The sequence below is a fragment of the Bradyrhizobium sp. genome (assembly GCF_030697065.1).
Lineage (GTDB): Bacteria > Pseudomonadota > Alphaproteobacteria > Rhizobiales > Xanthobacteraceae > Bradyrhizobium.
The window spans coordinates 1-11,833 of record NZ_JAUYQU010000241.1; the positions used below are offsets into that span (position 1 = coordinate 1).

Annotated in this window: 15 protein-coding genes; 6 read left to right on the forward strand and 9 right to left on the reverse strand. The window is 64.9% G+C overall.

The features are described from left to right. Positions 1-121 precede the first annotated feature (121 nt). Positions 122-892 carry a gamma-glutamyl-gamma-aminobutyrate hydrolase family protein gene (locus Q8R73_RS18985; protein WP_305721087.1) on the reverse strand — a complete coding sequence of 257 codons (771 nt, stop codon included), beginning with the start codon at positions 890-892 and terminating at the stop codon, positions 122-124. A 134-nt stretch (positions 893-1,026) separates the two neighbouring features. After that, positions 1,027-1,719, reverse strand: a complete 693-nt coding sequence (locus Q8R73_RS18990) for a hypothetical protein (RefSeq protein ID WP_305721088.1) — start codon at positions 1,717-1,719, stop codon at positions 1,027-1,029. Between the two features lie 150 nt (positions 1,720-1,869). On the opposite strand from Q8R73_RS18990, the gene Q8R73_RS18995 reads away from it, so the two are divergent. Continuing rightward, positions 1,870-3,033 (forward strand): AI-2E family transporter, encoded by a 1,164-nt coding sequence (locus Q8R73_RS18995; RefSeq protein WP_305721089.1) that lies wholly within the window; start codon positions 1,870-1,872, stop codon positions 3,031-3,033. On the opposite strand, the gene Q8R73_RS19000 is transcribed toward Q8R73_RS18995, so the two are convergent. From Q8R73_RS19000 to Q8R73_RS19025, 6 genes are all read right to left on the reverse strand, one after another. Continuing rightward, entirely contained in the window at positions 3,017-3,319 is a 303-nt protein-coding gene (locus Q8R73_RS19000) for an antibiotic biosynthesis monooxygenase (protein ID WP_305721090.1), read from the reverse strand. The genes Q8R73_RS18995 and Q8R73_RS19000 overlap by 17 nt on opposite strands. A 99-nt stretch (positions 3,320-3,418) precedes the next feature. Next, positions 3,419-3,655, reverse strand: coding sequence for a hypothetical protein (locus Q8R73_RS19005; RefSeq protein WP_305721091.1), 237 nt, complete (start codon positions 3,653-3,655; stop codon positions 3,419-3,421). A 49-nt stretch (positions 3,656-3,704) separates the two neighbouring features. After that, entirely contained in the window at positions 3,705-4,928 is a 1,224-nt protein-coding gene (locus tag Q8R73_RS19010) for a diguanylate cyclase (RefSeq protein WP_305721092.1), read from the reverse strand. 224 nt (positions 4,929-5,152) lie between these two features. Next, positions 5,153-5,629: a 30S ribosomal protein S9 gene (gene rpsI, locus Q8R73_RS19015; protein ID WP_305721093.1), complete on the reverse strand. Its 477-nt coding sequence runs from the start codon at positions 5,627-5,629 to the stop codon at positions 5,153-5,155. A gap of 1 nt (position 5,630) precedes the next feature. After that, positions 5,631-6,095 carry a 50S ribosomal protein L13 gene (rplM, locus tag Q8R73_RS19020; RefSeq protein ID WP_305721094.1) on the reverse strand — a complete coding sequence of 155 codons (465 nt, stop codon included), beginning with the start codon at positions 6,093-6,095 and terminating at the stop codon, positions 5,631-5,633. Between the two features lie 154 nt (positions 6,096-6,249). Beyond that, positions 6,250-6,678, reverse strand: coding sequence for a PaaI family thioesterase (locus Q8R73_RS19025; protein WP_305318763.1), 429 nt, complete (start codon positions 6,676-6,678; stop codon positions 6,250-6,252). Between the two features lie 81 nt (positions 6,679-6,759). Here Q8R73_RS19025 and Q8R73_RS19030 point away from each other — a divergent pair, with 81 nt between their 5' ends. From Q8R73_RS19030 to Q8R73_RS19045, 4 genes are all read left to right on the forward strand, one after another. Beyond that, positions 6,760-7,584, forward strand: a complete 825-nt coding sequence (locus tag Q8R73_RS19030; protein ID WP_305721095.1) for an enoyl-CoA hydratase — start codon at positions 6,760-6,762, stop codon at positions 7,582-7,584. A 128-nt stretch (positions 7,585-7,712) separates the two neighbouring features. Next, positions 7,713-8,297 (forward strand): CoA-binding protein, encoded by a 585-nt coding sequence (locus Q8R73_RS19035; protein ID WP_305721096.1) that lies wholly within the window; start codon positions 7,713-7,715, stop codon positions 8,295-8,297. Positions 8,298-8,532: 235 nt separating this feature from the next. After that, positions 8,533-9,813 (forward strand): O-acetylhomoserine aminocarboxypropyltransferase, encoded by a 1,281-nt coding sequence (locus Q8R73_RS19040; RefSeq protein WP_305721097.1) that lies wholly within the window; start codon positions 8,533-8,535, stop codon positions 9,811-9,813. A 345-nt stretch (positions 9,814-10,158) separates the two neighbouring features. Continuing rightward, positions 10,159-10,542: a hypothetical protein gene (locus Q8R73_RS19045; protein WP_305721098.1), complete on the forward strand. Its 384-nt coding sequence runs from the start codon at positions 10,159-10,161 to the stop codon at positions 10,540-10,542. Between the two features lie 4 nt (positions 10,543-10,546). On the opposite strand, the gene Q8R73_RS19050 is transcribed toward Q8R73_RS19045, so the two are convergent. Then, positions 10,547-11,635, reverse strand: coding sequence for a COX15/CtaA family protein (locus Q8R73_RS19050; protein WP_305721099.1), 1,089 nt, complete (start codon positions 11,633-11,635; stop codon positions 10,547-10,549). A gap of 94 nt (positions 11,636-11,729) precedes the next feature. Between Q8R73_RS19050 and Q8R73_RS19055 the strand changes: the two genes are divergently transcribed. Further along, the coding region (locus tag Q8R73_RS19055; RefSeq protein ID WP_305721100.1) for a DUF2842 domain-containing protein at positions 11,730-11,833 on the forward strand (104 nt) is incomplete at its 3' end.

Below are 11,833 nucleotides of genomic sequence, written 5' to 3' on the forward strand. Positions count from 1 at the left end.
CGACATCCAATTCGGCGGCTTCATTACCTCAAATCAACGCCAGCAACATCAATCTCCGGCCCCGTAATACTACGGTGCGAAACTCCCGTGCAGCATCGATTGAAATTGCCTCGCGCGACGGCTAACCGGTCCGCTGGCGCGCCGCCAGGGCCTCGCCGAACGCCTGGAACAGCGCGCGGTTGATCGGATTGCGCTGCGGATCATACTCCGCGTGCCACTGCACGCCGAGCGCGAAGCCCGGCGCATCCGCTATCCGGATCGCCTCGATCGTGCCGTCCTCCGCCACGCCCTCGACCACCACCCGTTCGCCGAGATCCAGGATGCCCTGGCCGTGCAGTGAATTGACGCGGATGGTCTCGCAGCCCAGCAGCGTTGCGAAGGCGCCGCCGGGAACGAGGTTGACGTCATGTCGGTCGGCGAAAACCACCGTGGGGTCCGGATGGATTTCGCCGCTCTCCAGCCGCGGCATCCGGTGGTTGATGCGCCCCGGCAGTTCGCGGATCTCGGGGTGCAGCGAGCCGCCAAAGGCCACGTTCATTTCCTGCAGCCCGCGGCAGATGCCGAACAGGGGGATGCCGCGCGCGACGCAGGCCTGCGACAGCGCCAGCGCCAGACCGTCGCGCTGCTGGTCGTAGGGCTCGTGGCGGGGGTGCGGTTCGCAGCGGAAATGCGTCGGGTGGACGTTGGCACGGGCGCCAGTCAGGATCACGCCGTCGACCACATCGAGCAGCGCCCCGAGATCGGTGATTTCGGAGCATCCTGCGAACATCAGCGGCAACGCACCGGCGACTTCGGCCACAGCGCGCAAGTTGCGCTCGCCGGTCATCTGCGTCGCAAATCGATCCTCGACGCGATAGGCGTTGGCGATCACCCCGACGACCGGCCTCCTCATTGCCTGGCTTCCAATCTCACGTCACAAACCCCGGGCAGATAGGTCTCTTGGCAGATAGGTCTCTTGTACGGGTGGATTCTGCCTCCCGCCCCATAACGGATCAATATGCCACGCCGAAGCGCCGGTCTGCATTGCTATTTCCGCGTGAATGCATCCTTGGAATCGATGGCCTCGCCGGTCTGCAATCCCGCGGCCTGAAGCGCCCGGCCCGCCGCATTGTCCCCACGCCTCACCCACGGCAGTTTTGCCTCGATGCCGCGGGTCACGGGATCGCCGAGCGAACCACCGAAATCGAGCGGCCAGACGCCGTTCGGCACCACCTCGGCCGAAATGCCGCGGAGCCGGATGCCCTTCCCCAGCGCGCCCTCGACATTGTCGGACGGCACCAGGCGTGCGGTGGCGGGATCGGCGGGGTCGGCAAAGCTGACCAGCACCGGGATCACCCCCCCTGTCACCGGCACCTTGCCGGTCGCCCGGCTCATCTGGTTGAAAGACACATTGTGTCCCGCGGCCTTGTAGGCGCGCAACGCCACATAATTGGTCTCGTCGAATTCGAGCGCTTTGTCGCCATGCGCCAGCAGGGCGACCAGGTTCTTGCCGCCGCCGAGGTCGACGAACACGGCATCGCCTTTGGTGGTGGTCTTGCCGCCGCGGCTGTAGCTTCGGTCCGGATGCACCGCCATGACGCCGGAGGCCGATTTGACGCCTTCCGGCGTCTCCACCTCGAAAGTCAGGCGGTATTTGTGATTGGGCCGATTGATCCTGATCTGGTCGCCGATGACCAGCGCGGCCAGCAGCAGCAGCGGACCGACGTATTTGAAGTTCATCCCGATCGTCCCTCGCCGACCCGCGGCCCGGATCCCGCGCCTCGCTTGGCACAACCGACGCGCCAGCGTCAAACCGGCGCCTTCCGCGCTTGATCCCGGGCGCGTTTCGCTAAAGAGTGCCGCCGGAAATCGATTTCTGGGGGAATCAACGTGACAGTCTCGGCTGACGATCGACTTCGGGCCCGCAACGACCTGGCATGGTCGATATCGGTCGGCGGCATCGGCATCGTGGTGTTTGCGGCCCTGCTGATGTTCACCTGGTATTTCGCGGCGACGCTGTTTCTGATTTTCGCCGGAATGCTGCTCGGCGTCGCACTCAACGCCATGACCCATTTGCTCGGCCGCGTCGTCAAGCTGCCGCATCCGCTGCGGCTCACCCTGGTTTGCCTGGTGCTGGCGGGCATGCTGTCGGGCGTGGTGTTCCTCGGCGGCGCCACCATTGCGAGGCAGGCCACCGTGCTGAGCGATACGATCAAATCGCAACTGGTTACCGTCAAGGCCTTCCTGGAGAAGAACGGCATCGATACCAGCTATCTCGAGCTTGGCCATATCGGCACGCCTGCCGCTACGTCGACGCTAGGTGCGCCGGCAACCCCGGTCGCACCCCTCGGGCCGGTCCCGCACAACCTTCCGAGCGCGGGCGCCATCGCCTCCGGCGGCGGCGCCATCGTGAGCCAGACCCTGAAAGTGCTGCTCGGCACCGTAAGCGCGGTCGGAAATTTCTTTATCGTGGTGTTTCTCGGACTGGCGTTCGCGGCGCAGCCCTCGGTATATCGCAGGGGACTGTTGTACCTGGCCCCGGCGCGGCATCGCGCCCGCGCGACCGTGATCGTCGATCGCATTGGTGATACGCTGGAGCGCTGGCTGATCGCGCAGATCGTCACCATGATCGCGGTATTCCTCGTGACATGGATCGGCCTGAAGCTCATCGGCATCGAGAGTGCGTTCATTCTGGGTATCCAGGCCGGATTGCTGGCCTTCATTCCGACCATTGGCGCGCTGATCGGCGGCCTGATCGTGGTGCTGGCGAGCCTCGCCTCCGGATGGGTCGCCGGGTTCAGCGCCTTCGTGCTTTTCATGGGCGTGCACGCGCTGGAGAGCTATCTCCTCACCCCGATCATCCAGCGTCACGCGCTGGACATTCCTCCCGCCACGCTATTCGCCTTCCAGATTCTGCTGGGCGTCGTGTTCGGGATCTGGGGCCTGGCGCTGGCGCTGCCGCTGATGGCGGTCGCCAAGGTCATGATCGATCATTTCAAGGCCGAGAAAATCCCGGCCGATGCGGCCACGGCCGGGTTCAGACCGCCGAGCTGAGCACCGTTTCGGTATGCTCGACCTCGGGCGGCGAGGCAAAATACTGCCCGACCAGCCCGCGCCATTCCGTGAAATTCTCCGAGCCGCGGAAATCGACGGTGTGGTTCTCGAGGGTCGCCCATTTGACCATCAGGCGGTAGCGCTGCGGCTTCTCGATCGAGCGATGCAGCTCGAGGCCGTGAAACCCCTTGGAGGCGCCGAAGGCCGCGCGGGCCTTGGCGACCGCTGCCTCAAAATCCTTCTCGGAGCCGGGCTTGATGTCGATCTGTGCGATTTCGGTAATCATCGGGGGCGGCCTTTCGCTGGGGACCTGACGTCTCTAGCGCGGCCCGCAGCAAAGAAAAAGGGCGCCTTGCGGCGCCCCGGCATGCGCGTCCCGCGGCATTCAGCTGAAGAGCAGCACGGTGCCTGCGACCATCAGGGTGCAGCCGGCAAACATCGCCAGCGGCCAGCGGCTCCGCGCTGCGTCGTAACGGCCCTGCGCACGTCGTTCCAGTATCAGCGCCGTCTCATATTCGTCCGACGTCGAGAACATGCAGGCGAACCCGCCGCGTGCCGCCGCGGCGGCAGCTTCGAGCGACATCAAAGCGGCATTGGCGCTATGGCTGGGGACCGTATTCATGGTCCCCATGATATCGATGGAATGGTAAACGCGGGGTTACCGCCTGCGCTTACGCGAGCCGCGCAACGGCCGGCTGCTGCGGTTGGCGCGCGATACCCGCGGTCTTGCGGCGCCAGTTTTCCAGCGACAGCGGCAACTCCTCGGCCGCCTCGACCCGGTTGCGGCCGCCGCGTTTGGCCTGATAGAGCGCGGTGTCGGCCGCCGCCAGCAGCACCTCGAGCTCGGTGCCGGCGGGGCCACCGGCCACCCCGATGCTGACGGTGGTGTCGACCGGCCCGGTCTCGTCGACGATACCTGAGCCTTCGAAGCCCTCGCGAACGCGCTCGGCGACGACGACGCCCTCTTCCAGCGAACAGGGCAGCAAGGCTGCGAACTCCTCGCCGCCGATCCGGCCCGAAAGGTCGGTGATGCGCAGCCCGTTGACCACGACGGCCGCGAACAGCTTGAGAATCTCGTCGCCCGCCGGGTGGCCGAAGCGGTCGTTGATCGACTTGAAATGGTCGATGTCGAAGATCATCACCGTGACCGGGCGGCCGGCATTGGCCTCGCGATCGATCACCCGCGCGCATGCCTCGGCAAATCCGCGGCGGTTGAACATGCCGGTCAGTGGATCCATCGACGCCGCCGTCTTGTGCGCGGTGACCGCGCGTTCCGACACCAGCATGAAGATCACGAACACGGTGCCGACCGCGTAGAGCACGAGCTCGATGGAGAACACCGTCACCCAGATGCTGCCGGCGAACGACGCATCATGGGCATGGAAGAGATCGCCGAGCAGGATCGGCAGCATCAGCACGAAACCGTGCAGCACCGGCACCACGATCGCCGGCCAGCGCTTTTGCTGCGCCCGGCGCCGGTCCGACCACAATTCGCCAGCCGTCAGCGCCGCATAGACCGCCACGATGCCGGCGCCGATGGTCATGCGCATGGCGGAGGCTTCCGGCGGCAGCGTCATCACGGCGGCGATCCAGGCGACCGCGCCCAGCACCAGTCCCGGCCAGTTCGGCTCGCGGCCGTGGAATACCCGGGAAGCGTTCCAGACCATGCCGCAGGCCACGAAGCCGACGGCGTTGAGCGCCAGCGAAAGCACCTCGCCCAGCGAGCCGGCGGCAAGTGTCCACAGTGCGACCGATGCCGCGCCCAGCAGATAGGCGGTGCCCCACCAGTTCAGCGCCGGGATATGCTCCTGCCTGCCGAAAAACAAAAGCATGGCTCCCAGCATGGCCGCAACCATGGTGGCAACGAAATACAGCGTGGAAATATCGAGCGACATGGTCCACCGGAGGTTCGTGATGCGCCGGCAGCCGGCGCGCCTGAAATAATCCGCGCCGTCGCCAGGGCGCACGCTAATACCGCCCCTATTGGCAAATCGTTTGCACGCATACAAAAGTTTTCAAAAAAACTTGCGTCAACTGCTCGGCAAATGCGCAGCAAAAAGGGCGCCCGAAGGCGCCCTTTGGTATTCCGGCTGGCAGCGATCGCTGCCGTTCGACGCAATCAGCGCTTCGAGAACTGGAACGACTTGCGCGCCTTGGCGCGGCCGTACTTCTTGCGCTCGACCACGCGGGAGTCGCGGGTCAGGAAGCCGCCCTTCTTCAGGACGCCGCGCAGATCAGGCTCGAAATAGGTCAGCGCCTTCGAGATGCCGTGACGCACGGCGCCGGCCTGGCCCGACAGACCGCCACCGGCCACGGTGCAGATCACGTCGTACTGTCCCGCGCGGGCGGCGGCGACCAGCGGCTGCTGGATCATCATGCGCAGCACCGGACGGGCGAAATAGACTTCGACCTCGCGGGTGTTGACGATGACCTTGCCGGCGCCGGGCTTGATCCAGACGCGGGCGACCGCGTCCTTGCGCTTGCCGGTGGCGTAGGCACGGCCCTGCTTGTCGACCTTCTTGACGTATTTCGGCGCTTCCGGCGAAGCCGTCTTCAGCGCCGACAACTGGTCGAGAGACTGCATGGTGTCGGACATCTTATGCGGCCCTCATGTTCTTGCGATTCATCGAAGCGATATCGAGCGGCTCGGGTTGCTGGGCCTCATGCGGATGCTCCGGCCCGGGATAGACGCGCAGATTGCCCATCTGCACCCGGCCGAGCGGGCCGCGCGGGATCATGCGCTCGATGGCCTTCTCGACCACGCGCTCGGGGAAACGACCCTCGAGGATCGACTTCGCGGTGCGTTCCTTGATGCCGCCGATGAAGCCGGTGTGATTGTAATAAACCTTGTTGTCGCGCTTGCGACCGGTCAGCACGACATGCGCCGCGTTGATGATAATGACGTGGTCGCCACAATCGACATGCGGCGTGTAGATCGGGAGGTGCTTGCCGCGGAGGCGCGTCGCGACGATGGTGGCGAGCCGGCCGACGACCAGACCTTTGGCGTCGATCAGCACCCACTTCTTCGTCACCTCGGCGGGCTTGGCCGAAAACGTTTTCATGTGAGAAAATCCGTGAATGGGGATATCGGACGCGACTGCGCCGAACTGGGCGTTTTCTAGTTTGCTCCGCCGCACGCGTCAACGCCCGCAGCGCATAATTTCAATAGCGAAAACAATGGCTTGTAATTATGGTGTTATAGTACCGTATAAAACATCAAGTATTTGGAATGGAATAGGTCGATGTCACATGCGCGATCGGATCGGGGGACGTCCCCGACAGCAGGTTGACCTCGCCGACCGCCAGCCGCTTGCCGAGCTTCAGAAGCCTGGCCTCGGCGAGGATATCCTGGCCGGCCTGCCCCTTGCGCAGGAAATTGATGTTGAGATTGGTAGTGACCGCGAGGCCGATCGGGCCGATCGCCGACAGCAGCACCACATACATGGCGCAATCGGCCAGCGCCATCAGCGTCGGTCCCGACACCGTCCCGCCCGGACGAAGCATCCGCGCGCTGTAGCGTTGCCGCAACAGGCAGGTCGTTCCGTCGGCGCTTTCGATCGTGGTATCGCCGCTGCCGAACGACTGCGGAAACTCGACGCGAAGGAACTCCTCCAGTTCGGCCACGCTCATTTTCACAACTGCCATGTCTCTCCCGTCACTTTCCCGCCTCGCCTCGCGAGGCTTGTTACATTATGGTGACGCAGCTGCCCTAGTGGAAAATTTCCGATGCCTGCCCAAACCGCCCGCGCCGCCACGCCGCCATCGCCAATTCTGCTGCGGGAGGAAGTCGGCAGCATCGCGGTGCTGACGCTCAACCGGTCAGCGGCCCGCAACAGCCTGTCGGAGGGCCTGATCGCCGAGCTGCATGGTGCGCTGAACCAAATCCACGACGATGCGGGCGTGCGCGCGGTGGTGATCGCGGCCAACGGCCCGGCCTTCTCCGCCGGCCATGACATGAAGGAACTGACCGCCCGCCGCAGCGATGCCGATCGCGGCCGCGCCTACTTTGCCACCATCATGAACGCCTGCAGCGCCATGATGCAGGCGATCGTGCAACTGCCGAAGCCGGTGGTGGCCGCCGTTCAGGGCGTCGCCACCGCGGCCGGATGCCAACTGGTGGCGAGTTGCGATCTGGCGGTGGCGTCGGAGGCCGCGACCTTCGCCACGCCGGGCGTCGATATCGGGCTGTTCTGCTCGACCCCGATGGTGGCGCTGTCGCGCAACGTCCCGCGCAAGCAGGCGATGGAAATGCTGCTGACCGGCGAGCCGATCGCGGCGACGACGGCGCGGGACATCGGCCTCGTCAACCGCGTCGTGACCGCCGGCACCGAACGCGACGCCGCGATCGCGCTGGCGCAGAAGGTCGCGCTGAAATCCGCCTATACAATAAAACTCGGCAAGGAAGCCTTCTACCGCCAGGCCGAAATGAACCTCGCCGACGCCTATCGCTACGCAGCGGAGGTGATGACCGAGAACATGATGGCCCGCGACGCCGAGGAAGGCATCGGCGCCTTCATCGAGAAGCGCGCGCCGACATGGCAGGATCACTAGACCGTCATTCCGGGGCGGCTCGGAGAGCCGAACTACGGTGCGCAATTGCGCACCTGAGAATCTCGAGATTCCGGGTCTGGTGCTAACGCACCATCCCGGAATGACGGAGAATGGAATGGCTGTTGTAGATGAACCATGACAATTACGACGACGATTACATCCGCGGCATCCTCAACGGCGTGAAGTCGATCGCGATGGTCGGCGCGTCGCCGGTCAATGTGCGGCCGAGCTATTTCGCGTTCAAATATCTGGCGCAGCGCGGCTACGACATGATCCCGGTCAATCCCGGTCACGTCGGCAAGAACCTGCTGGGAAGACCCTTCGTCGCCTCGCTCGGGGATGTCGGCCGCCCCGTCGACATGATCGATATTTTTCGCAATTCGAGCCACATCATGCCGGTGGTCGAGGAAGCCCTGCAGCTCGATCCGCTGCCGAAGGTGATCTGGATGCAGCTCGGCGCACGCGACGACGCCGCTGCGGCCAAAGCGGAGGCTGCCGGCCTCAAGGTCGTGATGAACCGCTGCCCGAAGATCGAATATGGCCGGCTGTCCTCGGAAATTTCCTGGATGGGCGTCAATTCGCGCACCCTGAGCTCGAAGCGCGCGCCGATGCCGACCCAGGGCATGCGGCTGTCGCTCGACCGAACGAGCGTCGGCGGCGGCGAGACCGCCGCATCCGACCGCGCCGCGAAAAACAAAAACGATCTTGCGTGACGCAATTGCGAAACGAATCTCTTGAGAGCGCGGCAAACCGAAGCATGGTCGTTCTCAATCGCCGATCAAGCCCCCGATCACCTTGACGGCGGGCGCGGCTGCCGCGAATGTCCCCCGAACGCAGGACGCGGATTGCGCCGTCTCGCACTACAAGGCCGCACTGTCTCACCTGTCCCGCGCGGCGCCATCAGGCGGCGCCACACCGCGGCGACGGGCCCGTCAAAGAGGAAACACCATGACCGACCGCCTTCCGGGTTTCTCCACCCTCGCCGTCCATGCCGGCGCGCAGCCCGATCCCACCACCGGTGCCCGGGCGACGCCGATCTACCAGACCACGTCATTCGTTTTCAACGACGCTGACCACGCCGCCTCGCTGTTCGGATTGCAGGCGTTCGGCAACATCTACACCCGGATCGGAAACCCGACCCAGGCGGTGCTGGAAGAACGGGTCGCCGCGCTCGAGGGCGGCACCGCCGCGCTCGCCGTCGCATCGGGGCACGCCGCCCAGGTGGTCGTTCTTCAACAACTCATGATGCCCGGCGATGAGTTCATCGCGGCACGAAAACTCTATGGCGGCTCGATCAACCAGTTCAGCCACGCCTTCAAGAGTTTCGGCTGGAACGTGGTGTGGGCCGATCCGGACGATGCCGGCAGCTTCGAACGCGCCGTCACCCCGCGCACCAAGGCGATCTTCATCGAATCGATCGCCAATCCCGCGGGCTCCATCACCGATATCGAGGCGATCGCCGCGGTCGCCCGCAAGGCCGGCGTGCCCCTGATCGTCGACAATACGCTGGCGACGCCCTATCTGATCCGCCCAATCGATCACGGCGCCGACATCGTCGTGCACTCGCTGACCAAGTTCCTCGGCGGCCACGGCAACTCGCTCGGCGGCGTCATCGTCGACGCCGGCACCTTCGACTGGTCGAAGGACAGCAAATATCCGATGCTTTGCGAGCCGCGACCGGAATATCACGGCATCAGGATCCAGGAGACGTTCGGCAATTTTGCCTTCGCGATCGCCTGCCGCGTGCTCGGCCTGCGCGATCTCGGCCCGGCGATATCGCCCTTCAACGCCTTCATGATCCTCACCGGCATCGAGACGCTGCCGCTGCGCATGGCGAAGCATTGCGAAAATGCCAAGGCGGTGGCGGAGTATCTCGCCGGCCATCCGGCCGTGGCCGCGGTGAACTATTCCGGCCTGGCGAGTAACCCTTACAACAACCTCGCGCGCAAATACGCGCCGAAGGGCGCCGGCGCGGTTTTCACCTTCAGCCTCAAGGGCGGCTACGAAGCCGGCGTCAACCTGGTGTCGAACCTGAAACTGTTCTCGCATCTCGCCAATGTCGGCGACACCCGCTCGCTGGTGATCCATCCGGCCTCGACCACGCACAGCCAGCTCGACGACGCTGCCAAAATCAAGTCGGGCGCCGCCCCCGACGTGGTGCGGCTGTCGATCGGCATCGAGGACAAGGAAGATCTGATCGCCGACCTCGAGCAGGCGCTGGGGGCGTAGGGCTTTCGTCATTCCGGGATGCGTCAGGCGCAGACCCGGAAACTCGAGATTCCGGGTCCGCGCTTTCGCGCGCCCCGGAATGACGCTGTTGCGTTTTCATCCGCGAGCATCGAAGCGGCCCGAGCTGTTCGAGATGCGACGCGAAGAGGTGCTCTGCAACACCATCGTCGGTGTTGCGTTGCCCCTCCGTCCCACGCCGTAGACTCATCCGCAATGCCATACGTCCGCTTCGTGCCAAAGCCGACATGGCAGACAGGACATCCCCTGTTAACCCTCGTTGCGCAATCCCGTCCCGCCCCGCATTCAAAAATGGCATGCTGCAGCCGTCCGAATTCGGAGCCGACCATGCCGCGCTGGATGATGCCGTTTCTGGTCGCGATGCTTGCGATCCCCTCAACTGTCGAGGCGGCCGGCCCCGCCGGCAAGGCCGCCGCGCGACGCGCCGCCAGCCAGTTGCCGCCGGGGCTTCCCCGGGCGAATTACAGGTTCAGGACGACGGTGGCGACGCCGTACCCTACCGCCCAATCCCTGTATGATGGGCCCGACGTGATGTTCACGCGGTCGAGCGGATATGTGCGGAACATTCCGCCGGCGGTCCGTGTCGTCCGGTTGCCGGTCGTTACTCCATATCGGTTGCCCCGATATGCCGTCCCGGAAGTCGCCGCCTGGAACGGCTGGGTCTATGGCTACAGCTGCGGTCTCAACAGCTACGGCAACCCTTGGTGCTAGCGGCTCAGCCGATCTGATCGGCGGGCACGCCCAGTTTGCGCTCCACCGATACCGGCGGTGCCGCCAGTCGCTCGACCTGGAAAATCGCAAGCGTCAGCACTACCATCGCCACGGCCTGGTGCGCCAATGCGAGGTCGATCGGCACTTGATGCAGCAGTGTGAGAATCCCCAGCACCGCCTGCACAATGATGGCCGCCACCAGCCACACCGCGCCGTTGACCACAGCACTCCCGGCGCGCGATCGGATCGCGTCGGCCGCATGCAGGATCGCCAGCGCCAGCAGCACATAGGCCGCCATCCGGTGCTCGAACTGCACCGTCAGCGGGTTGTCGAACAGATTGCGCCACCACGGTTGCTCGAAGAACAGCCGCTCAGCCGAGGGAATGAATGCACCGTCGATCTCAGGCCAGGTGTTGTAGACCCTTCCCGCGCGCAGCCCGGCGACCAGCGCGCCGAAATAGAGCTGCACGAAGGTCAGCGCCAGCAGCGCCTGGCTGGTGATCCGCAGCCGCGACGAGACGATAACCGGCGGCCGGCCCGCCAACCGCCGCAGCGTCCAGACGATGCCTGCGAATATGACCAGCGCCAGCACGAGATGGGTGGCCAGACGATATTGTGAAACCTCGGTCCGCAGCGTCAGGCCCGACGCCACCATCCACCAGCCGACCGCGCCCTGCAGCGCCCCGAGACCGAAGATCAGCCACAGCCGCCGCTTCAGCTGCGTGCTCAAGGCGCCGCGCCACAGAAACCAGAGAAACGGCACCAGATAGGCCACCCCGATCACGCGACCGAGCAGCCGGTGGCTCCATTCCCACCAGAAGATGGTCTTGAACTGGTCGAGCGACATGCCCGCATTGAGTTCGCGGTATTGCGGGATGGTCTTGTAGGCCTCGAAGGCCGCCGTCCATTGCGCCTCGCCGAGCGGCGGCAGCGTGCCGGTGACCGGCTTCCACTCGACGATCGAAAGTCCGGATTCGGTCAGCCGCGTGGCGCCGCCGACCAGCACCATGATCGCGATCAGCGCTGCGATCGAGAGCAGCCACCACCTCACGGCGCGGCTATGCGGTGCTTGGGTTGCGGAACTGGCGGTCATCGACGCTGCGCTTGAATGAATTGGCGCGCCCCTTATAGTCCGCCCCTTCGCTCACGCAAGCCGCGTCCCGGCCCAGGAGATGCACATTCCCGTCATGACCATACGCACCCGCAAATTCATCGGAACCATCGCCCTGCTCGTCCTCGTCGTGGTGTGGTCGCTCCTGGGAATGACGGTGGCGCAGACGCCGTGGCTGGC

What these genes read in the sequence shown, in the direction of transcription:
- Q8R73_RS19025 (WP_305318763.1), bottom strand. Translation starts at nt 6,678, where the DNA reads ATGGCAGTTGTGAAAATGAGCGTGGCCGAACTGGAGGAGTTCCTTCGC.
- Q8R73_RS18985 (WP_305721087.1), bottom strand. Translation starts at nt 892, where the DNA reads ATGAGGAGGCCGGTCGTCGGGGTGATCGCCAACGCCTATCGCGTCGAG.
- Q8R73_RS19005 (WP_305721091.1), bottom strand. Translation starts at nt 3,655, where the DNA reads ATGAATACGGTCCCCAGCCATAGCGCCAATGCCGCTTTGATGTCGCTC.
- Q8R73_RS19000 (WP_305721090.1), bottom strand. Translation starts at nt 3,319, where the DNA reads ATGATTACCGAAATCGCACAGATCGACATCAAGCCCGGCTCCGAGAAG.
- Q8R73_RS19045 (WP_305721098.1), top strand. Translation starts at nt 10,159, where the DNA reads ATGCCGCGCTGGATGATGCCGTTTCTGGTCGCGATGCTTGCGATCCCC.
- Q8R73_RS19035 (WP_305721096.1), top strand. Translation starts at nt 7,713, where the DNA reads ATGAACCATGACAATTACGACGACGATTACATCCGCGGCATCCTCAAC.
- Q8R73_RS19050 (WP_305721099.1), bottom strand. Translation starts at nt 11,635, where the DNA reads ATGACCGCCAGTTCCGCAACCCAAGCACCGCATAGCCGCGCCGTGAGG.
- Q8R73_RS19030 (WP_305721095.1), top strand. Translation starts at nt 6,760, where the DNA reads ATGCCTGCCCAAACCGCCCGCGCCGCCACGCCGCCATCGCCAATTCTG.
- rplM (WP_305721094.1), bottom strand. Translation starts at nt 6,095, where the DNA reads ATGAAAACGTTTTCGGCCAAGCCCGCCGAGGTGACGAAGAAGTGGGTG.
- Q8R73_RS18990 (WP_305721088.1), bottom strand. Translation starts at nt 1,719, where the DNA reads ATGAACTTCAAATACGTCGGTCCGCTGCTGCTGCTGGCCGCGCTGGTC.
- Q8R73_RS19040 (WP_305721097.1), top strand. Translation starts at nt 8,533, where the DNA reads ATGACCGACCGCCTTCCGGGTTTCTCCACCCTCGCCGTCCATGCCGGC.
- rpsI (WP_305721093.1), bottom strand. Translation starts at nt 5,629, where the DNA reads ATGTCCGACACCATGCAGTCTCTCGACCAGTTGTCGGCGCTGAAGACG.
- Q8R73_RS19010 (WP_305721092.1), bottom strand. Translation starts at nt 4,928, where the DNA reads ATGTCGCTCGATATTTCCACGCTGTATTTCGTTGCCACCATGGTTGCG.